Here is a 21,322-nt window from a genome sequence, read left to right as displayed (position 1 = left end):
ACACATGCGGATCGGACTGCTCACGGAAGGCGGTTATCCGTATGCGACGGGAGAGTCGCGGACCTGGTGCGACCGGCTCGTACGCGGGCTCCCGCAGCACGAGTTCGAGCTGTACGCCCTGAGCCGCAGCGCCGAGCAGGAACGCGAACGGCTCCCGCTGCCCGCGCACGTCACCCGCGTCCGCACCGCCCCCCTCTGGGCGCCCGCCGACGACGGCCGGACCTACTCCCGGCGCGAACGCCGGCGCTTCACGGACTGCTTCAAGGAACTGGTCCACGGCATCTGCGCCGCCGCGCCCGGCCCCTTCGCCGACGGACTGTACGGCCTGGCCGAACTGGCCCGCGACCAGGGCGGTCTGTACGCCGCCCTGCGCTCCGAGTCCGCCGTGCGCGCCCTGGAGTCCGCCTGCCGGGCCCCGGGCGCCGGCCGCCCCGTCCAGACCGCCCACGTCGCGGACCTCCTCGACTTCGTGGACGCACTGGAGGTCATGCTCCGCCCGCTGTCCCTCGACTGGTACGAGGACGAGGGCGCGGGGGAGCGGCCGGGCACGGGCGGCGGCCGGGGCGACGGCCTCAGCGGGGGCCTGGGCGCGGTCGACGTCTGCCACGCCACGGCCGGCGGGGTCGCGGCCCTTCCCGGACTGCTGGCCAAACGCTTCTTCGGGGTCCCCCTCCTGGTCACCGAGTACGGGGTCCAGCTGCGCGCCCACTACCTCACCCACCTCGGCCCCGGCCGCGCGGACGAACCGCGCCCCGCCGTACGGGCCCTGCTCGGCGCCTTCCACCTGCGGCTGGCCACCGAGATCTACACCCGCGCCGACTTCCTGACCCCCGGCAACACCCACGCCCGCCGCTGGCAGGAGCGCTGCGGCGCCACCCGCGACCGGCTGCGCACGGTGTACCCGGGGATGGAGGCCGGCCGGTTCGCCGCCGTCGGGGAGTCCGCCGACGGCGGGGACCCGGACACCCTGGTGTGGGTCGGCCGGCTGGAACCGGCCAAGGACCTCGTCGCCCTGCTGCACGCCTTCGCCGAGGTCCGCCGGGCCGCCCCGCGCACCCGGCTGCGGATCTTCGCCACCGCCGCCGACCCCGGATACCTCGCGGACTGCCGCTCACTCGCCGCGCAGCTCTTCCCCGACGAGGCCGCCGACAGCGTCACCGCCGGGGAGAACCCGGTCACCTTCGAGGAGATCGGCGGACCCGAGGTCCCCACCACCGCCGAGGCGTACGGAGCGGGCCGCGCCGTCGTGCTCTCCTCCGTGATCGAGGGCTTCCCGCTCACCCTGGCCGAGGCCATGTTCTGCGGCCGGGCCACCGTCTCCACCGACGTGGGCGCCGTCCGCGAGGTGATCGGCGGCACGGGGCTCGTCGTCCCGCCGCGCAACCCCCGGGCCCTGGCCGAAGCCTGCCTGTCCCTGCTGGGCGACCCCGAGCGCGCCGGGCGGCTCGGCGCCGCCGCCCGGGCCCGCGCCCTGGAGCTGTTCACCGTCGAGCAGAACGTCACCGCCTTCCAGGAGACCTACCTCCGGCTCCTGGCCCGGGGATCCGGACGGGCCGCCGGGGCCGTCCCCTTCGCCCGGCCCGCCGAGGCCCGGGTCCCGGGCCACTGGACCAGCCCGACCTGGGCACCGGCCCCGGACGCCACCACGGAGGCCGCCGTATGACCACCGCAGACCCGGCCGCGCCACCGCCGGCCGAGGCCCCCGCGCAGGCGCGGCGGCGGGCGGGCGGGGATCCCGTCAAGGCCCTGCTGCACCGGCACCGGGAGCTGTGCGCGCGGGCCGTGGACCCGCTGGAGATCGCCGCCGGGCTGGAGGCCCACGGCCTCACCGACCGCACCGCCGCCCGCTTCCGCCACCGCGACGTGTTCTCCCTCGCCGAGGAGCTGTACGCCCGCACCCCGCGCGGGGAGAACGCCACCGCCGCGCCCGCCCTGGCCGCCGCCGGGCCCGCCGCCTTCCGGGCCCTCGGGTACGCCGTACTGCCCGGGGCGCTCGCCCTCGCCGCGGCCGCCGCCGGGCAGCCCTGGGCCGGGCCCGCCGCCGTGGCCGCCACCGTCGCCGCGCTGGTGTGGCCCGGCCGGGCCGCCGGGCCCCGGTTCCCCTGGCTCGCGCACCTGCTCGCCGCCGCCGTCGCCGGCTGGGCCGCGCACCGCTACGGCACGCCCCTCGCCGCCGCCCTCGCGCTGGCCGTCGCCCCCGGGCACCTGGCCGCCGCCGCCTTCGGCGCGGGCGGGCGCACCCGGCTCGCGGGGAGCCGGGCCCTGGAGGACTTCGCCGCACGCGTGCGGCCGCTGCTGCTCATCGCGGCCGCGCTGTTCACCGCGGCCGCCGCGGGCGCCGCCGCGCTCGCCGGGGCACCGCTGCCGGTGGCCGTCCCGCTCGCCCTGCTGCTCTTCCTGACCCGGCTGCTGCTCCGGCACGGCGCCCACCGCGGGCCCGTCGCCGCCGCGCTCGGCCTGGCCCTGGTCCCCGTACCGGCAGCGGCGGCCGCCGCCGCTGCCGGACTCCTCGTCCACGCCGTCCTCGCCCTGTCCCGCGCCTCCGCGCACGCGAGGACCTGAGCCGGGGCCCCCACCGACCGCCCCGGACCCTCGGAGCCGACGCCGAGGCGCCCGGCCCGTAGCCCGCCCCACCCACCGCCCGCCCGCCCGCAAGGAGAAACCGACATGACCGGCCAGCCAACCGACCCAAGGGGCACACGATGAGGGTGCTGCTGATCGGAGCCAACGGATACCTCGGCCGCTACGTCGCCGACCGGCTGCTCGCCGACCCCGCCGTACAGCTCACCGCGCTCGGCCGCGGCGACGACGCCGACGTCCGCTTCGACCTCGCCACCGGCAGCCCCGGAGCGCTGACCCGCTTCCTCGACGCCGTCCACCCGGGCGTCGTCATCAACTGCGCCGGAGCCACCCGCGGCGGGGCCCGCGAGCTCACCCGGCACAACACCGTCGCCGTCGCCACCATCTGCGAATCGCTGCGCCGCAGCGGCTGCGGGGCCCGGCTGGTACAGCTCGGCTGCGCCGCCGAGTACGGCCCCAGCCAGCCCGGTTCCTCCACGGCCGAGGACGCCGTCCCGAGACCCGGCGGGCCGTACGGCGTCAGCAAACTCGCCGCCACCGAACTGGTCCTGGGCTCCGGGCTGGACGCGGTCGTCCTGCGGATCTTCTCGCCCGTGGGCCCCGGCACCCCCGCCGGATCCCCCCTCGGCCGGCTCGCCGAGGCCATGCGCCGGGCCATGCAGTCCGGCGACGGCGAGCTCAAGCTCAGCGGACTGGGCGTGCAGCGCGACTTCGTGGACGTACGGGACGTGGCGCGCGCCGTGCACGCCGCCTCGCTGTCGGCCGCGCAGGGCGTGGTCAACATCGGCACCGGCCGCGCGGTCCGGCTGCGCGACGCGGCCTCCGTCCTGGCCCGGGTCGCCGGCTACGGAGGCGCCCTGCACGAGCTCGACGTACCTCACGGGCCCCAGCAGGGGCACCACCCGGGCCGCCCCGGGCTCGCCTCCATCGGCTCCCCGCGCGCCGAGGCCGGGGGCGAGCAGCTCGCCGCCGCCCCCCAGCCGTACCCCTATCCCGACGGCTGCGGCGCCTGGCAGCAGGCGGATGTCCGTACCGCCCGGGACCGGCTCGGCTGGCGGCCCCGGATCGGCCTGGAGGAATCCCTCGCGGACATCTGGATGGAGGCGGCGTGCCGCATCTGACCACGCCGCCGGGGGCCGTGGCCGGCGCCGCCACCGGGGCGGGCCGGCTGGGCCTCGGCATCCCCGGCTACGCGCACCCGCTGCTCGCGCCCGTGGAATGGGCCGAGCTGACCCGCCCCGGCACCCCGCTGCACTGGGCCGTCCTCAACGTCTCGGACGGGCCCGGCGCACGGCCCGACCCGCACTGCACGGAGGCCGCCGCGCGGCTGCGCACCTCCGGCGGCCGGGTCCTCGGCCATCTCGCCATGCGGGACGGATCCCGGTCCTTCGGGGAGCTGGTCTCCGACGCCCACCGCTTCCGCGACTGGTACGGCGTCGGCGGTTTCTACCTGGCCGGGACCCCCGCCGACAAGGAGGACCTGGCCGCGGTGTGCCGGGTGGTGGACGCCCTGCGCGGTCTGGGCCCGGACCTCACGATCGTGCTCGGGCACGGCACCCACCCGTACGAGGGCTACGCGGAGGCCGCAGACCAGCTGGTCACCTTCTCCGGGGCCTGGGCCGACTACCGCTGGTCGCAGGTGGCGGAGTGGACGGCGGACCATCCGGCGGAGCGGTTCTGCCACCTGGTCCACGGCGTGCCGCGCACCCACCTGGAGGAGGCGATGCGGGTCGCGCGCTGGCAGGGCGCGGGCACGATCTGGTTCACCGACCGCCGCGCGGCCGAGGCCGGCGACCCCTGGGCCTCCATGCCCGGGTACTGGGACGAAATCGTCTCGCGGATCGGAACAGGTGTCTCGGAATGAAGAAGGCCGTGGCAGTGTTACGGGGAGGACATCATCAGATCGCTCCCTGCACCCGCGGGGATGCTCCCCATCTTCGGAGTGCCCGTGTCGCTGCCACCGCTGGTCGAGCCAGCAGCTGAGCTCACCGTCGACGAGGTCCGCCGGTATTCGCGGCACCTGATCATCCCGGACGTCGGGATGGAAGGCCAGAAGCGCCTCAAGAACGCCAAGGTGCTCGCCGTCGGTGCGGGCGGCCTCGGTTCGCCCGCCCTGATGTACCTGGCCGCGGCCGGCGTGGGCACGCTGGGCATCGTGGAGTTCGACGAGGTCGACGAGTCGAACCTGCAGCGCCAGATCATCCACAGCCAGGCGGACATCGGCCGCTCCAAGGCCGAGTCCGCGCGCGACAGCGTGCTGGGCATCAACCCGTACGTGAACGTGGTCCTTCACGAGGAGCGGCTCGAGGCCGAGAACGTGATGGAGATCTTCGGCCAGTACGACCTGATCGTCGACGGCACGGACAACTTCGCCACGCGCTACCTGGTCAACGACGCCTGCGTGCTGCTGAACAAGCCGTACGTATGGGGCTCCATCTACCGCTTCGACGGCCAGGCTTCGGTCTTCTGGTCCGAGCACGGCCCCTGCTACCGCTGCCTCTACCCGGAGCCCCCGCCGCCGGGCATGGTCCCGAGCTGCGCCGAGGGCGGTGTCCTGGGCGTGCTCTGCGCGTCCATCGGCTCCATCCAGGTCACCGAGGCCATCAAGGTCCTCACCGGTGTCGGTGAGCCGCTGGTCGGCCGTCTGATGATCTACGACGCCCTGGAGATGCAGTACCGCCAGGTGAAGGTCCGCAAGGACCCCGACTGCGCGGTCTGCGGCCCGAATGCCACGGTCACCGAGCTCATCGACTACGAGGCGTTCTGCGGCGTGGTGTCGGAGGAGGCCCAGGAGGCCGCGGCCGGCTCGACGATCACTCCCAAGCAGCTCAAGGAGTGGATCGACGACGGCGAGAACATCGAGATCATCGACGTCCGCGAGGTCAACGAGTACGAGATCGTCTCGATCCCGGGCGCGAAGCTGATCCCCAAGGGCGAGTTCCTGATGGGCACCGCCCTCCAGGACCTGCCGCAGGACAAGCGCATCGTCCTGCACTGCAAGACGGGTGTCCGCAGTGCGGAAGTCCTCGCGGTCCTCAAGTCCGCGGGCTTCTCGGACGCGGTGCACGTGGGCGGCGGCGTCATCGGCTGGGTCCACCAGATCGAGCCGGACAAGCCGGTCTACTAGACCGTCACGGTTCCTGTGCGAAGGGGTGTCCCGTACGCGGGGCACCCCTTCGGCATGTCCGGGCCGGCCGCGGGCCGTCCCGGTCCCGCTCAGGCGCCCAGGGGGGCCGCCGGTTCGGAGGGCTCGGGCTGCTGTCCCGAGGAGTCCGGGGTGGGAGCGGGGGCCGCCGTGCAGACCGTGCCGCCCGCGGGCACCTTCCCGTCCAGCAGGTAGGAGTTCACGGCCCCCTGCACGCACGGGTCGCCGCTGTTGTACGCGCCGTGCCCCTGGCCCTTGTAGGTGAGCTCCACGCCGACGCCGGGGCCGAGCCGTTCGACCATCTTGCGGGCGCCCTCGTACGGGGTGGCCGGGTCGCCGGTGTTGCCGATCACCACGATGGGGGCGGACCCGGGGGCGGAGACGTCCGGCGTCTCCCAGGTGCCGGGGACGGGCCAGCCGGTGCAGCTCATCATGGCCCAGCCGAGGAAGTCCCCGAACACGGGCGAGGCGGCGCGGAACTCGGGCAGCTTGGCCTTCGTCTGCTCCAGGGTGTAGCGGTCCTTGGAGTCGACGCAGTTGATGGCCGTGTTGGCCGCCCCGATATTGCTGTAAGCGCCTTGCTGGTCGCGGCCGTTGAGCGCGTCCGACAGGGCCATCAGCAGCTGCCCCTGGCCGCCCTCGGCCTCGTCGATGCCCTGCTCCAGCAGCGGCCACAGCTCCTGGGAGTACAGGGCCTGGGCGATGCCGTTGGTCGCGGAGGACTCCGTCAGCATCCGGTCCCCGATGCCGGGGACGGGCTTGGCCGCCAGGGACTTCTGGAGCTTGATGATGTTGTCCTCGATCTCCTTGGCGGTGCTGCCCTGGAGCCGGCACTCGTCGCCGCGGTTCACGCAGTCCTGCGCGAAGTTGCCGAGGGCCAGCTGGAAGCCCTTCGCCTGGCCGAGCGCGCCCTGCTCCGCGGTCTTGGTCGGGTCGACGACGGCGTCGAAGACGGCCCGGCCGACGCGTTCGGGGAAGAGGTGGGCGTAGACCCCGCCGAGCTCGGTGCCGTAGGAGATGCCGAAGTAGTTCAGCTTCTCGTCGCCGAGGGCCTGGCGGATCCGGTCGAGGTCGCGGGCGGCGTTCTCGGTGCCGACGTAGGGGAGGACCTTGCCGGACTTCGCCTTGCACGCCTCCTGGTAGGCGCGGGTGTTCGCGACGTACTTGCGCTGCGCCTCGGGGGTGTCGGGGGAGGAGTCGGAGGCGTAGTAGGCGTCGAGCTGCTTGTTGTCCAGGCAGAGGACCGGGGCGCTGGCGCCGACCCCGCGGGGGTCGAAGCTGACGAGGTCGTAGCGCTCGCGCAGGGCCTCGTACTCCTTGGCTGCGCCGGGCAGGGTGGTGATCCCGGAGCCGCCGGGGCCGCCGAAGTTGAAGACGAGGGAGCCGAGACGCTTGCCCTGATCACGGGCCTTGGCCCGGATCAGCGCCAGAGGAATCGTTTCTCCTTCGGGCTTGGCGTAGTCCAGCGGCACATGGAGCGTGGCGCACTGCCAGTCCTTGGGCGGGGCCTGGCCGCCGCCCTCGGCGGGCGTGGGCGCGTCGCAGTCGGTCCACTTGAGGGGCGGCGCCCCCTCGGTGCCGCCGGCCCGGGGCGGCTTCTCCTCCCCGCCGTCGGAACAACCACTGGTACCGGCTGCCCCGGCGACGAGGGCAACGGCGACGGCGACCCGCAGGAGGATTCTCGACATGCCCCCATCCTGACGGCGCCCACCCCACCCCGCTCCCGCGCTGACCCTTTCGAGTGGCCGGGCCCCCAGGCCCGGCCGCCCCATCCAGCCCCGCCGGCGTTTGAGGCGCGGGCGCGAAGCGCCGTCGGGGGTGCGGGACCCACCGCCGAGCCGCACAGGGGCCCGCGGGCGGAGCCCCGTACCCCTGCCGACCCAGCCGGAGGCTAGATCGCTTCCTTGCGGGTCAGGAAGTTGAACGAGATCCACCCCGGCAGCACCGGCAGCCAGAAGGTCATCAGCCGGAACAGCAGCACCGCCGAGATCGCGACCTCCTTCTCCAGCCCCGCCGCGATCAGACCCAGGGTCAGCGTGGTCTCCACCGCGCCCATACCGCCCGGCGTCGGCGCCGCCGACCCCAGCGCGTTGCCCGCGAGGAACACCACCGCGATGCTGGCGTAGCTGATGGCCTCGCCGCCGCCGAACGCCCGGATCGACGCGTCCAGGCACATCACGAAGCAGCCCGTCAGCAGCAGCATCCCGCCGATGCCGGTCATCAGCTTCTTCGGCCGCTGGAGCACGTCCAGCATGCGCGGCACCACGCCCGCGAACAGCGCCCGTACCCGCGTCACCACGAACTTCCGCAGGAACGGCACCGCCGTCACCACCAGCACCAGCACCGCCACCGTCAGCAGCCCGGCGATCACCGCCCGGGACGGCGTCATCTCCGGGGTCTTCTCGGTCCCGGTCAGATAGCCGAACGACAGCAGCAGCAGGATGTGGCTGGCCAGCCCGAAGAGCTGCGAGGCGCCCACGCTCGCGACCGCCAGCCCCGGCCGGACCCCGGCCCGCTGGAGGAAGCGGGTGTTCAGCGCGACACCGCCCACCGCCGCCGGAGCCACCAGCTTCACGAAGGACCCGGCCACCTGCGCCACCACGGTCCGCAGGAAGGACACCCGCTCCGGTACGAAGCCCAGCAGGCTCATCGCCGCCGCGAAGTAGGTCAGCGCCGAGAAGGCGAGGGCCGCGCCGACCCAGCCCCACTGCGCCTCGCCGATGATCGTCGCGAAGTCCACATGCGCGAGCTGCGTGAGCAGGAAGTACGCGCCGAACGCGCCCGCGATGAACGACACCAGCGTGCGCGGCCGGATCCGCTCCAGCCGGGCAGGCTCCACCGGCGCCTGCGGGCGGATCAGCAGCACCTGGTGGCGGATCTGCGTCAGCAGGTCCTCCTCGCGCGCCCCGTCGAGCGCGTCCTCCAGGGCCTTCTTCTCCGCCTTGCGTTCGGCCGCCGCCGAGGTGGTGGAGGCGGCGGACTCCTCCTCGCGGGCGGCCTTCGCCGCGCGCGAGGACTCCAGTACGGCCTCCCGCTCCCGGTCGGCCCGCTCGCGGGCCAGCCGGCGCAGCGTGGCCCGCGTGGAACGGCTCAGCGCGATCGGCTGGAGCAGCGGCAGGCAGTCCGCGACGATGTCCGGGCCGAGCACCGACACCGCCGAGGCCACCGAGCGCTCGGCGCCCACCCGCAGGCCGAGGGTGGCCAGCAGCTGGGCGACGTCCATGCGCAGCACCAGGTCGCCCGCGGCGATCTCCCCGCCGCGCAGGTCGGTGAGGGTGACATTGCCGGAACGATCCACCACCAGCGCGTCCCCGGTGAGCCTGCGGTGGGCGATCCGCCGCGACTGCAGGGCGTGCACCTGCTCCCAGGCGTCGCGGATCAGCCCGTCGGTGATCTCCTCGTCCGGCAGGGCGTCCAGGGGCCGGCCGCCGAGGTGCTCGTAGACGAGCATCACCGCGTCCGGGCCGAGCTCGGAGGTGGCGATCAGCTTCGGCGCGTTCGCCCCGGCCGCGATGGCGGCGTAGGCGAGCAGGGCCTCCTGCTCCAGGGCCTGGCGCAGTGACTGGATGCTGCGGCCGGTGGTGATGCCGCGCAGGGTGAGCCGGCGCCAGACCCGGTAGAAGAAGCCCTGGGCCTGCTGCTCGCGGTCGACGACGGTGACGTCGAGCGGCGGCCCGTCCTCCAGGGTGACGTGGTAGCGGCGGCCCCGGTCGCCGACCTCGGACGCCTCGGGGCCGCCGGGCATCTCGGCGCGGGTGGCGCTGACCGGCTGGAAGCCGACGCGGCGCAGTCCGGCGAGGAGGTTCTGCCCGGTGGGGCGGACGTTGGGGGAGCCGACGGCGTAGAGGGTGCCGTAGGCGACGCTCCAGCCGATCAGCACGGTGAGGATGATCGAGAAGGGGGTGGTGTACCCGTTGACCAGCATGGTGAGCGCGTTGAGCAGCAGCACCACCCAGAGCGCCACGCGCCAGTGCGGCCTGCGGGTCATGCCGACGGCGGTCATGTACGCGATCACGGGCGCGAGGTAGCCGTGCACCGGGTCGGTGAGGGTGCCGCCGCCCGCGGGGCGGGTCAGGGCGTCCTGGATGGTGCCGGGCGCGGCCTGGGAGACCCACAGGTCGGTGGCGAGGGTGACGCCGTGCGCGAGGACGGCGGCGAGGACGCCGTCGGCGATGCGCAGCCCGTCGCGCTTGATGAGGCGTTCGATGGCGAAGGCGACGGGGAGCAGCAGCACCGCGATGCTGGACACCAGCGCGGCGACCTTGATCAGCAGGTCGGGGGCCTGGCCGGTGCCCTTGGTGATGTCCTCCTCCAGGCCGACGGTGGTGCCGTGGGCGAAGGCGGCGATGCCGAGGAGGACGGCGATGCCGAGGATGCCGACGAGGAGGCGCACGAGGTCGGAGGGGCGGTGCACGCGGGCGGCGAGCAGCGGTTCGTCGACCTCGACGGGGTCGGCGGCCGTGGCGGCGTGGCCGAGGGGGCCCTCGGCGCCGGGGTCGGGGTCGTCCTCGGCGCGGGCGCCGGGCCCGGCGTCGGCGTCGGCGGCAGCGTCGGCCGGGGGCGCGGGGGGCTCCTGCGTACGTGGTTCCCGCGTACGCGGCTCCTCCGGAGCGGGCTCCGGGAGGCCGGCCGGGAGGCTGCCGGGGCGGCCTCCGGGGAGGTCCTGCGGGCGGGGGGCGCGGCCGTCGTCGGGGCGTGCGCCGTCGTCCGCCGGCGCGCCTTCCGGAGGGCTCACACCCTGCTCCTTCGTCGTCACATCCGTCTCTTCTTGATCACGTATCACCAGTCACCGCCCGGAAGATGGTGGCACGGACCGAGGGGCCATGAGGGCATCAGGGTGCGCGCCGGTCCGGAACGACGACTTCCACCAGCGGCTGCCCGGCGTACTGCACCATGTGCTGAATGAGTGAGGAGCTGCCCGCCTACGCGGAGCGTGTACTGGAGGCGGTCGAGAGTATTCCGCCCGGCCGGGTGATGACATACGGCGACGTCGCCGAATGGCTCGGCGAGGGCGGACCCCGCCAGGTCGGCCGCGTCCTGGCCCTGTACGGGGGCGCCGTGCCCTGGTGGCGCGTGGTCCGGGCGGACGGCACGCCCCTGCCCGGCCACGAGCCGCGCGCCCTGGAGCACTACCGCACCGAGGGCACCCCGCTGCGCCTGACGGCGGCCGGCGAGCCCCGCCTGGACATGCGGCGGGCGCGCTGGGACGGGGACCCGGGAGGGGACGGCGGACGGGACCCGGGAGGCGAGGGGCGGGGCGGCGGGCGCGACGAGGCTCACACCTGACAGCTTCGGCCATGCGGGGCCCGGACGGGCGATCGGGCGAGGACGCGAACACCCGTACGGGGGACCCGTGGGGACTGCGCGGCGTCGTCCGGTTGGCGTAGCGTTGCCACTTCGGCCTCCGCGCGAGCCGGCACGGCACCACCGCCCCACCCCGCAGACCCACCAGGACCGGCACCTCACGTGATCACCTCTTCCTCCGACCGCACCGAACGGCGGCACACGCGGACCACCGACGCGTACCGCCTCGTGCGCACCGGGCCGGGACGGGTGGATCCTCCTGTGCTGGACGCAGCGCAGCGGGCTGTGGTTGAGCACACGGCCGGACCGCTGCTGGTCCTGGCCGGACCGGGCACCGGGAAGACGACCACGCTGGTCGAGGCGGTCGCCGCCCGGGTGGAGGCGGGCGCCGATCCCGCGCGGATCCTCATCCTGACGTTCAGCCGCAAGGCGGCCGTGGAACTGCGCGACCGGGCCGCCCTGCGGCTGGGCGGCGCGCGGGCCCCGCAGGCCACCACCTTCCACTCCTTCTGCTACGGCCTGGTCCGCGCCCACCAGGACACCGACCTCTTCGCGGATCCGCTGCGGCTGCTGTCGGGGCCGGAGCAGGACGTGATGGTCCGCACCCTGCTGGAGGGCCAGCGCAGGATCCGCTCCATCCGCTGGCCGGACGACCTGCGGGCCGCGCTGACCACGCGCGGCTTCGCGGACGAGGTCCGGGCGGTGCTGGCCCGCGCCCGCGAGCTGGGGCTGGGCCCGCGGGCCCTGGCCTCCTTCGCCGAGCGCATCGGGCGGCCGGACTGGAAGGCGGCGGCGGCGTTCCTCTCCGAGTACCTGGACGTCCTGGACATGCAGGGCACGCTGGACTACGCGGAACTCCTGCACCGCGCGGTGCTCCTGGCGGAACGCACGCCGTCGTTGGCCTCCGCCTACGACGCGATCTTCGTGGACGAGTACCAGGACACGGACGCCTCGCAGCTCCGGCTGCTGCGGGCCCTGACGGGGCCGGGCGGCACGCTGGTCGCCTTCGGTGACCCCGACCAGTCGATCTACGCCTTCCGCGGCGCGGACATCAACAACATCCTGGACTTCGCGTCCTCGTTCCCGGGCGCGCGCATCAAGGCCCTGACGGTGGCCCGCCGCTCCGGGGCGGCCCTGCTGGCCGCCACCCGCCTCCTGACCACCCGCATGCCGGTCCCCCGCCTCCCGTCGGAAGCGGTCCGCGCCCACCGCAACCTGTCGCCGACGCGGGAGGGAGGCCGCGTGGAGGTGTTCACGTACCCCACGACGGGGGCGGAACTGGACAACATCGCGGACATCCTGCGCCGGGCCCACCTGGAGGACGGCGTGCCGTGGCAGGACATGGCCGTCCTGGTCCGCTCGGGCGGCCGCACCCTCCCGTCGATGCGGCGCGCCCTGATCGCGGCGGGCGTCCCCGTCGAAACGGACGGCACGGACACCCCCCTCCGCCACGAACCGGCCATCACCCCCCTCCTGACGGCCCTCCGCTTCACGGCCACCCCGTACCCCGAGCCGACCGCGGACGGCGCCGCCGCCGAGGCCGCCACAGACGAGCCGGGCCCGGCGGACGCCCCCGGCGAGCCGACCGACGCCCCCGAGCCGCTGCCTCCCGCCGATACGGACGCCACGGCGCTCTCGGCCGCCACAGACGAGCCGGGCCTCGCCTCCGCAGACGGCTCTGCGTCCGCCACGCACGGTGGGCAGGCCCCCACCGCAGCGGATCCGGCCCTGTCCGCCGCCGCAGGCGGCACGGACCCGGGGGGTGCCCCCGGCGAGCCGGCCGACGCCGCGACCGAGGGCGCCCCCGCGCCGACCTCCGCCCACGGGGACGACCAGGCCCCCGCCGCCGACCCGGCGCTCTCGGCCCCCGCAGGCGGGCCGGAGCCGGGGGACGGCCCCGCCGAGGCGGATCCCGCAGGCGGGGAGGGGACCGAAGGGGCGGGCCTTGCCGGAGGCGAGATGGTCGAGGCTGCCATCGGGCTGCTCTCCTCGCCGCTCGGGGGGATGGACGCCGCCGATCTGCGGCGGCTCGGGCGGGCGCTGCGGGACGAGGAGCGGGCCGCCGGGGTCAAGGTGCCCGCGCCCTCCGACGTGCTGCTCGCGCGCGCCCTCGCGGAGCCCGAGCGGCTCACCGCGCACGACCCCGCCTACGCCCGCGGAGCGCAGCGCCTCGGCCTGCTCCTGCGCAAGGCCCGCGAACTGCTCCAGGGCGGCGGCACCGCCGAAGAGGCCCTGTGGGTGCTCTGGGACGGCACCCCCTGGCCCGACCGCCTCGAACGCCAGGCCCGCCGCGGCGGCGCGGCCGGCCGCAACGCCGACCGCGACCTCGACGCCGTCTGCGCCCTCTTCGACACCGCCGCGCGCGCGGAGGACCGTACCGGCGGCCGTGGCGCCCTCAACTTCCTCGAACAGCTGGAGGCGGAGGACATCGCCGCCGACACCCTGACGGCCCGCGCCACCCGCCCCGACGCCGTCCGGCTGATGACCGCGCACCGCTCCAAGGGCCTGGAGTGGTCCCTGGTGGTCGTCGCCGGCGTCCAGGAGGGCGTCTGGCCCGACCTGCGCCGCCGCGGCTCTCTCCTGGAGGCCGACCGCATCGGCCGTGACGGCCTCGCCGAACCCCTCACCCCCGGCGCGCTCCTCGCCGAGGAGCGCCGCCTCTTCTACGTCGCCGCCACCCGCGCCCGCGACCGCCTCGTCGTCACCGCCGTCAAGGCCCCCGCCGAGGACGGCGACCAGCCCTCCCGCCTGCTCACCGAGCTCGGCGTCCCCCCGAAGGACGTCGGCGGCCGCCCCCGCCGCCCCCTCGCCGTCCCCGCGCTCGTCGCCGAGCTGCGCGCCACCACCGTGGACCCGGACGCCTCGCCCGCCCTGCGCGACGCGGCCGCCCGCCGCCTCGCCCGGCTCGCCGCGCTCACCGACGACGAGGACCGCCCCCTCGTCCCCGCCGCGCACCCGCAGCGCTGGTGGGGGCTGTACGAGCCCACCCGCAGCAGCGTCCCGCTGCGCGACCGGGAGCGGCCCGTCGCCCTGTCCGGCAGCGCCCTGGACCAGCTCGCCAACACCTGCTCCCTCCAGTGGTTCCTCGGCCGCGAGGTCAAGGCCGACACCCCGTCCACCGCCGCCCAGGGCTTCGGCAACGTCGTGCACGTCCTCGCCGACGAGGTCGCCTCCGGGCGCACCCCCGCCGACCTGGCCGTCCTCATGGAGCGCCTGGACTCGGTGTGGGACGCCCTCGCCTTCGACGCCCCCTGGAAGTCCCGCCAGGAGAAGGACAACGCCCGCGCAGCCCTGGAGCGCTTCCTGCGCTGGCACACCACCGACCGCGGGGGCCGCGAGGCCGTCGCCACGGAGCACGAGTTCGACGTCACGCTCGAAGCCGGCGAGGTCGCCGTCCGCATCCGCGGCTCCATGGACCGCGTCGAGGCCGACGCGCAGGGGCGCGCGTACGTCGTCGACTTCAAGACCGGGAAGTCCGCCCCGACCAAGGACGAGGTCGCCCGCCACCCGCAGCTCGCGGTCTACCAGCTCGCCGTACGCGAGGGCGCCGTCGACGAGGTCTTCGACGGCGCGCGGCCCGCACCCGGCGGCGCCGAGCTGGTCCAGCTCCGCCAGGGCGCGCCCGTCCGCGAGGGCGGCGACGCCGTGCCGAAGGTGCAGGCGCAGCAGCCGCTGGACGGCGAGTGGGTGGGCGACCTGCTGGCCGACGCCGCGGGGCGGGTCCTGGACGAGCGCTTCGCGCCCGCCGTCGGCCGCCACTGCGACCACTGCTCCTTCCGCAGCGCGTGCAGCGCCCGCCCCGAGGGCCGCCAGACGGTGGAGTGACCTCCGGTACGGAGGGCAGCCGGCCCGGCGGGAAAGCCGCAGGTCAGCGCGGTCCGGGCGCGGGCCCCAGGCCGCGGCCGGTCCGGGCTGTCGGCGCGGGCGGCTAGCCTTTTCGGGTGCCCGCGCGTCCGCCCGCCCTCTCCGATCCCGAGCAGCTCAAGGAGCTGCTGGGGATCCCCTTCACGCCCGAGCAGATGGCCTGCGTCACCGCCCCGCCCGCCCCCCAGGTCGTCGTCGCCGGAGCGGGCTCCGGCAAGACCACCGTCATGGCCGCCCGCGTGGTCTGGCTCGTCGGCACCGGCGCCGTCGCCCCCGAGCAGGTGCTCGGCCTCACCTTCACGAACAAGGCCGCCGGCGAGCTGTCCGAGCGCGTACGCGGAGCCCTCGCGCGGGCCGGCATCAGCGACCCGGACCCCTCCCCGGCCGAGACCGCCGGGACCGCCGGTGGCGGGGCCGGCGGCGAGCCGCGCATCTCCACGTACCACGCCTTCGCCGGGCAGCTGCTGAAGGACCACGGCCTGCGCATCGGCCTGGAGCCCAGCTCCCGCCTGCTCGCCGACGCCACCCGCTTCCAGCTCGCCGCGAAGGTGCTGCGCGAGGCCCCCGGGCCGTACCCCGCGCTCACCAAGTCCGTGCCCGACCTGGTCGGGGACCTGCTCGCGCTCGACGCCGAGCTCTCCGAGCACCTGGTCGAACCGGACACCCTGCGCGCCTACGACACCGAGCTGCTGGACACCCTCGCGGGCACCCGGCTCACCAACGAGGACCTGCGCAAGATCCCCGGTGCCGTGCGCGGCCGCCTCGAACTGCTGGAGCTGGTCCGCCGCTACCGCGCCGCCAAGCGCTCCCGCGACCTCTTCGACTTCAGCGACCAGATAGCCCTCTCCGCCCGGCTCGCCACCACCCGGCCCGAGGTCGGGGCGATGCTGCGCGAGGAGTTCCGGGTGGTGCTGCTCGACGAGTACCAGGACACCTCAGTCGCGCAGCGGCTGCTGCTGTCTGGCCTGTTCGGCGGGGGCACCGGCCATGCCGTGACCGCCGTCGGGGACCCCTGCCAGGCGATCTACGGCTGGCGCGGGGCCTCCGTGGCCAACCTGGACGACTTCCCGCAGCACTTCCCGCACGCCGACGGCACCCCCGCCACCCGGCTCTCCCTCAGCGAGAACCGGCGCAGCGGCGGCCGCCTGCTGGACCTGGCCAACGGGCTCGCCGCGCCGCTGCGCTCGATGCACGAGGGGGTGGAGGCGCTGCGCCCCGCGCCCGGGGCGGAGGCCGCCGGGCAGGTCCGCGTCGCGCTGCTGGAGACCCACGCCCAGGAGCTGGACTGGCTCGCCGACTCCGTCGCCCACCTGGTGCGCACGGGTACGGAGCCGCGCGAGATCGCCGTCCTGTGCCGCTCGGCGGGGGACTTCGCGCGGATCCAGGCCGTACTGGTGGACCGGGACGTCCCGGTGGAGGTCGTCGGCCTGTCCGGGCTGCTGCACCTCCCGGAGGTCGCGGACCTCGTCTCCGTCTGCGAGGTCCTCCAGGACCCCGGCGCCAACGCCGCCCTCGTCCGGCTGCTGATCGGCCCGCGCTGGCGGATCGGCGCGCGCGACCTGGCGCTGCTGGGGCGCCGGGCGCGGCTCCTGGTCGGCCGGGCCCCCGCCGAGGCCGATCCGGACGAACGGCTCGCGGCGGCCGTGGAGGGCGTGGACCCGGCCGAGGTGGTCTCGCTGGCGGACGCGCTGGAGACCTTCCTCGACGGGGCCGGGCAGAGCGCCCCGGACGATCTGCCGTTCTCGGCGGAAGCGCGGATCCGCTTCGCACACCTCGCGCAGGAGCTGCGTGACCTGCGGCGTTCCCTCGCCGACCCGCTGATGGACGTACTGCACCGGGTGCTGTCCACCACCGGGCTGGAGGTGGAGCTGTCCGCGTCCCCGCACGCGCTGGCGGCCCGCCGCCGCGAGACCCTGTCGAACTTCCTGGACGTGGCCGCCGGGTTCGCCGCGCTCGACGGCGAGGCCACGCTCCTGGCCTTCCTGGCCTTCCTGCGCACGGCCGCCCAGTACGAGAAGGGCCTCGACCACGCGCTCCCGGGCGGCGAGAACACGGTGAAGGTGCTCACCGCGCACAAGTCCAAGGGGCTGGAGTGGGACGTGGTGGTGGTCCCGGACCTGTGCGCGGGCTCCTTCCCGAAGGAGAAGCCCCCGGAGGCGTGGACCTCGTACGCGAAGGTCCTCCCGTACGCGCTGCGCGGTGACGCCCCGACCCTGCCCGCCGACCCGGCCCTGACCTCGGCGGGCCTCAAGGACTTCAAGGCCGCGCTCAAGGAGCACAAGGCGGTGGAGGAGCTGCGCCTCGGCTACGTCACCTTCACCCGCCCCCGCTCCCTCCTGCTGGCCTCGGCCCACTGGTGGGGCCCGACCCAGAAAAAGCGCCGCGGCCCGTCGGCCTTCCTCCGGGCCCTGTACAAGCACTGCGCGGCAGGCTTCGGCGAGATCGAAGCCTGGGCGGAGGAACCCGACCCCACCGCGGAGAACCCCACCCTGGCCACTTCCCCCACCACCCCGGACCCCACCTGGCCCCTCCCTCTGGACCCCCACTCCCTGACCCTCCGCCGGGCGGCAGCCACCCTGGTCGAGTCCTACCTGAGGACACCGCCCCCGCCGGCGCCCGCCGACGCCTGGGCCGACGAGGCCCCGGACGCCGGCCTCTGGTCGGGCGAGGCCCCGCCGCCGGACGACCTGTGGGGCGGCGAAGCCGCCGAGGCCGGGCCGGGGCCGGCCCGCGTCGCGCACCCGCGCGCGGCGGAGGCCGACGCCCCGGCGTACGACGACGCCTGGGCCGATGAGGCCCCCGACGAGGACCCGTGGGCCGGTGAGGACCTGGCGCCGGGTCCGGTGCTGCCCGCGGCCGGGGCCGCAGCCGGGGCCGTGCCCGGGCAGCGCGCCGCGGCCGGGCCCCCGGCCGCCGGGGCGGACGGCCGCCCCGGCTCCGCCGGTCCCGCGCTCACGCCCGAGGAGGCGCGGGCCGTCGCCTCCTGGGACCGGGATCTCGACGCACTGGAGGGGGAGCTGCGGCGGGCCCGGGCGGCGGTCCGGGACGTGGAGCTGCCCGCGGCCCTGTCCGCCAGCCAGCTGCTCCGGCTCGCCGCCGACGAGCAGGGCTTCGTACGCGACCTCGCCCGCCCCATGCCCCAGCCCCCCCAGCCCGCCGCCCGCCAGGGCACCCGCTTCCACGCCTGGGTCGAATCCCGCTTCGACGAGCTCCCCCTCCCCTTCCTCGACGTCCTCGACCCCGTCGCCGACCTCCCCGGCGCCGCGGAGGCCGGCCAGGACATCGCCGACGAGGCCGACCTCGACGCCCTCAAGGCCGCCTTCGAGCGCAGCCCGTACGCCGACCGGCCTCCCTACCGCATGGAGGCCCCGGTCCAGCTCACCCTCGCCGGCCGCGTCATCCGCGGCCGCATCGACGCCGTGTACCGGACCACCACCGAGCACGGGGACACGTACGAGATCGTCGACTGGAAGACCGGCCGCACCACCCAGGCCGATCCCCTCCAGCTCGCCGTCTACCGCCTGGCGTGGGCCGAGGCCACGAACACCCCCCTGGACCGGGTCTCCGCCGCCTTCCTCCACGTCCGCAGCGGCCGCGTCATCCGCCCCCGCGACCTCCCCGGCAGGGCCCGCCTTGAGCGGATCCTCCAAGGCGAAACGGGCCCGGACGGTGCCCCCCGGGCGGACGGCTAGGCTCGGGGCATGAGCGACACCTCGCCGGACAACGCCGTCCGCACGTACATCGACACCCACCGCGGCGCCTTCCTCGACGACCTCGCCGACTGGCTGCGCATCCCCTCCGTCTCGGCCCGTCCCGAGCACGCGGAGGACGTACGCCGGAGTGCCGAATGGCTGGCGGCGAAGCTCAAGGAGACCGGTTTCCCGGTGGCCGAGGTCTGGGAGACGGACGGCCTGCCCGCCGTGTACGCGCACTGGCCCAGCGAGGACCCCGAGGCCCCCACCGTCCTGGTGTACGGCCACCACGACGTGCAGCCCGCCGCCCTCGCCGACGGCTGGGACACCGACCCCTTCGAGCCGGTGGTCCGCGACGGCCGCATGTACGCCCGCGGCGCCGCCGACGACAAGGGCCAGGTGTTCTTCCACACCCTCGGCGTACGGGCCCACCTCGCGGCCACCGGGGCCACCGCCCCCGCCGTGAACCTCAAGCTGATCGTCGAGGGCGAGGAGGAGTCCGGCTCCGCCCACTTCCGCGCCCTCGTGGAGGCCCGCGCCACCGAGCTCGCCGCCGACGCCGTGATCGTCTCCGACACCGGCATGTGGTCCGAGACCACCCCCACCGTCTGCACCGGCATGCGCGGTCTCGCCGACTGCGAGATCGACCTGCACGGCCCGGACCAGGACATCCACTCCGGCGCCTTCGGCGGGGCCGTGCCCAACCCGGCCACCGTCGCCGCCCGCCTGGTCGCCGCCCTGCACGACGAGGACGGCCGCGTCACCGTCCCCGGCTTCTACGACGGCATCGCCGAGCTCACCGACGCCGAGCGGGCCCTCATCGCCGAGCTGCCCTTCGACGAGGCGGAATGGCTGCGCACCGCCAAGTCCCACGCGGCCGCGGGCGAGGCCGGCTACAGCACGCTGGAGCGCGTCTGGACCCGCCCCACCGCCGAGGTCAACGGCATCGGCGGCGGCTACCAGGGCCCCGGCGGCAAGACGATCGTCCCCGCCTCCGCCCACCTCAAGCTGTCGTTCCGCCTGGTCTCCGGCCAGGACCCCTACGAGGTCGAGGCCGCCGTCCGCGACTGGATCGCCGCCCGCGTCCCGGACGGCATCCGGCACAGCGTCACCTTCGGCGCGCCCACCCGCCCCTGCCTGACCCCGCTGGACCACCCGGCCCTGCAGTCGGTGGTCCGGGCCATGGGCCGCGCCTTCGGCCAGAAGATCCGTTTCACCCGCGAGGGCGGCTCCGGACCCGCGGCCGACCTCCAGGACGTCCTGGGCGCGCCCGTGCTCTTCCTCGGCATCTCGGTGCCCTCCGACGGCTGGCACGCGCCGAACGAGAAGGTCGAGCTGGCCCTCCTGCTCAAGGGGGTGGAGACCTCCGCCTACCTCTGGGGGGAGCTGGCCGACGGCCTCCGCGCCCACCGCACCCGCACACCCCGCACGACCGCCTGATCCGGCGCACCCAGCCTTCGTACCAGCCTGCCTGTCCACCACCGGGGGAGTTGGAAGTACCCGTGAGCATCCATACCGAGCGCCCTCTCTCGCTCACCGCGCCCAGCGGCATCGACCGCGCGGCGCACCACCGCCTCGACGAGGCATGGCTCGCCGCCGCCTGGAGCCACCCGACGACGCGCGTCTTCGTCGTCTCCGGCGGCCAGGTCCTCATCGACGACACCCCCGACGGCGGCACCGGCATCCTCATGACCCCGGCCTTCGAGGCCCCGGTCACCGAGACCCACCGCTACTTCCTGGGCACGGACGAGGACGGCGTACGGTACTTCGCGCTCCAGAAGGACTCCCTGCCCGGCCGCATGGACCAGTCGGCCCGCCCGGCCGGCCTGCGCGAGGCCGGACTGCTGCTCAACGACCGCGACGCCGGGCTGATGGTGAACGCGGTGGCGCTGGAGAACTGGCAGCGCATGCATCGCTTCTGCTCCCGCTGCGGGGAGCGCACGGTGGTCGCGGCCGCCGGGCACATCCGCCGCTGCCCGGGCTGCGGCGCCGAGCACTACCCGCGCACCGACCCTGCGGTGATCATGCTGGTCACCGACGAGCACGACCGGGCGCTGCTGGGCCGCCAGGTGCACTGGCCGGAGGGCCGCTTCTCCACGCTCGCCGGGTTCGTGGAGCCGGGCGAGTCGATCGAGCAGTCCGTGGTCCGCGAGGTGTGGGAGGAGGCGGGCGTGCGGGTGGGCCGCGTCGAGTACGTGGCGAGCCAGCCGTGGCCCTTCCCGTACAGCCTGATGCTCGGCTTCACGGCCCGCGCCACCAGCTCGGAGATCACCGTGGACGGCGAGGAGATCCAGGAGGCCCGCTGGTTCTCCCGCGAGGAACTGCGCGCGGCCTTCGCCTCGGGCGAGGTCCTGCCCCCGTCGGGCATCTCCATCGCGGCCCGCCTGGTGGAACGCTGGTACGGCGAACCCCTCCCGAAAACCCTCCCCTGACACACGAAGGGGCCCCCGCCACGGCGGGGGCCCCTCCAGTTATTGCTGCCTGCGTACCTGCGCACACGCCGAGCCGCGCACGCGGCCTGGGGGAGCGGGGCCGGAGCCCGGCCGTCTCGGCAGCGCTGCGGATCATGGGGCCGTCCCTGCCTGACGCACGACACGGCTCCCCATGCGGTGAGGGTGTTGCCGGATCTCCACGTTGCAGTCGGTGACCCCGGACGCGTCCCGCATGCGGCGGTACTCGGACCGCTGCTTCACCAGGGCCGCACACACGTCGCATCCGGGGGAAGGCTCCGCATCCG

At 75.2% G+C, this 21,322-nt stretch carries 12 protein-coding genes; 10 read left to right on the top strand and 2 right to left on the bottom strand.

Annotated elements, in window-relative coordinates:
• Positions 1-4: 4 nt before the first annotated feature.
• From ABZ873_RS04510 to moeZ, 5 genes are all read left to right on the top strand, one after another.
• Positions 5-1,663, top strand: coding sequence for a DUF3492 domain-containing protein (locus ABZ873_RS04510; protein WP_360864991.1), 1,659 nt, complete (start codon positions 5-7; stop codon positions 1,661-1,663).
• Positions 1,660-2,562, top strand: coding sequence for a hypothetical protein (locus ABZ873_RS04505; RefSeq protein WP_360864988.1), 903 nt, complete (start codon positions 1,660-1,662; stop codon positions 2,560-2,562). The genes ABZ873_RS04510 and ABZ873_RS04505 overlap by 4 nt, the downstream gene beginning before the upstream one ends.
• A gap of 140 nt (positions 2,563-2,702) precedes the next feature.
• On the top strand, positions 2,703-3,701 hold the full coding sequence (locus tag ABZ873_RS04500) for an NAD-dependent epimerase/dehydratase (RefSeq protein ID WP_360864984.1): 999 nt from the start codon (positions 2,703-2,705) through the stop codon (positions 3,699-3,701).
• The gene (locus ABZ873_RS04495; protein WP_360864981.1) at positions 3,689-4,444 is read left to right on the top strand and encodes a spherulation-specific family 4 protein; all 756 of its coding nucleotides are present in this window, start codon (positions 3,689-3,691) and stop codon (positions 4,442-4,444) included. Before ABZ873_RS04500 ends, ABZ873_RS04495 begins: the two co-directional genes overlap by 13 nt.
• Before the next feature lie 84 nt (positions 4,445-4,528).
• On the top strand, positions 4,529-5,707 hold the full coding sequence (gene moeZ, locus ABZ873_RS04490; protein ID WP_360864978.1) for an adenylyltransferase/sulfurtransferase MoeZ: 1,179 nt from the start codon (positions 4,529-4,531) through the stop codon (positions 5,705-5,707).
• An 89-nt stretch (positions 5,708-5,796) separates the two neighbouring features.
• On the opposite strand, the gene ABZ873_RS04485 is transcribed toward moeZ, so the two are convergent.
• Together ABZ873_RS04485 and ABZ873_RS04480 are read right to left on the bottom strand one after the other, a co-directional pair.
• The gene (locus tag ABZ873_RS04485; RefSeq protein ID WP_360864975.1) at positions 5,797-7,413 is read right to left on the bottom strand and encodes an alpha/beta hydrolase; all 1,617 of its coding nucleotides are present in this window, start codon (positions 7,411-7,413) and stop codon (positions 5,797-5,799) included.
• Positions 7,414-7,616: 203 nt separating this feature from the next.
• Positions 7,617-10,460, bottom strand: a complete 2,844-nt coding sequence (locus tag ABZ873_RS04480) for a lysylphosphatidylglycerol synthase transmembrane domain-containing protein (protein ID WP_360864972.1) — start codon at positions 10,458-10,460, stop codon at positions 7,617-7,619.
• Positions 10,461-10,627: 167 nt separating this feature from the next.
• Here ABZ873_RS04480 and ABZ873_RS04475 point away from each other — a divergent pair, with 167 nt between their 5' ends.
• The 5 genes from ABZ873_RS04475 to nudC all read left to right on the top strand — a co-directional run bounded on the left by ABZ873_RS04475 (position 10,628) and on the right by nudC (position 21,017).
• Positions 10,628-11,011 carry an MGMT family protein gene (locus ABZ873_RS04475; protein WP_360864969.1) on the top strand — a complete coding sequence of 128 codons (384 nt, stop codon included), beginning with the start codon at positions 10,628-10,630 and terminating at the stop codon, positions 11,009-11,011.
• Positions 11,012-11,191: 180 nt separating this feature from the next.
• The gene (locus tag ABZ873_RS04470; protein ID WP_360864967.1) at positions 11,192-14,854 is read left to right on the top strand and encodes a UvrD-helicase domain-containing protein; all 3,663 of its coding nucleotides are present in this window, start codon (positions 11,192-11,194) and stop codon (positions 14,852-14,854) included.
• Positions 14,855-14,970: 116 nt separating this feature from the next.
• A complete protein-coding gene (locus ABZ873_RS04465) occupies positions 14,971-18,585 on the top strand; it encodes an ATP-dependent DNA helicase (RefSeq protein WP_360864963.1) in 3,615 nt (1,204 codons plus the stop codon).
• Between the two features lie 9 nt (positions 18,586-18,594).
• On the top strand, positions 18,595-20,025 hold the full coding sequence (locus ABZ873_RS04460) for a dipeptidase (protein ID WP_360864960.1): 1,431 nt from the start codon (positions 18,595-18,597) through the stop codon (positions 20,023-20,025).
• Between the two features lie 50 nt (positions 20,026-20,075).
• Positions 20,076-21,017, top strand: a complete 942-nt coding sequence (gene nudC / locus ABZ873_RS04455) for an NAD(+) diphosphatase (protein ID WP_360864957.1) — start codon at positions 20,076-20,078, stop codon at positions 21,015-21,017.
• Positions 21,018-21,322 lie beyond the last annotated feature (305 nt).

It is taken from the genome of Streptomyces sp. NPDC047014 (genome assembly GCF_040644195.1).
GTDB lineage: Bacteria > Actinomycetota > Actinomycetes > Streptomycetales > Streptomycetaceae > Streptomyces.
This window is presented reverse-complemented; position numbering and strand designations above follow the sequence as displayed.

What these genes read in the sequence shown, in the direction of transcription:
- ABZ873_RS04485 (WP_360864975.1), bottom strand. Translation starts at nt 7,413, where the DNA reads ATGTCGAGAATCCTCCTGCGGGTCGCCGTCGCCGTTGCCCTCGTCGCC.
- ABZ873_RS04510 (WP_360864991.1), top strand. Translation starts at nt 5, where the DNA reads ATGCGGATCGGACTGCTCACGGAAGGCGGTTATCCGTATGCGACGGGA.
- ABZ873_RS04460 (WP_360864960.1), top strand. Translation starts at nt 18,595, where the DNA reads ATGAGCGACACCTCGCCGGACAACGCCGTCCGCACGTACATCGACACC.
- ABZ873_RS04500 (WP_360864984.1), top strand. Translation starts at nt 2,703, where the DNA reads ATGAGGGTGCTGCTGATCGGAGCCAACGGATACCTCGGCCGCTACGTC.
- ABZ873_RS04505 (WP_360864988.1), top strand. Translation starts at nt 1,660, where the DNA reads ATGACCACCGCAGACCCGGCCGCGCCACCGCCGGCCGAGGCCCCCGCG.
- ABZ873_RS04475 (WP_360864969.1), top strand. Translation starts at nt 10,628, where the DNA reads ATGAGTGAGGAGCTGCCCGCCTACGCGGAGCGTGTACTGGAGGCGGTC.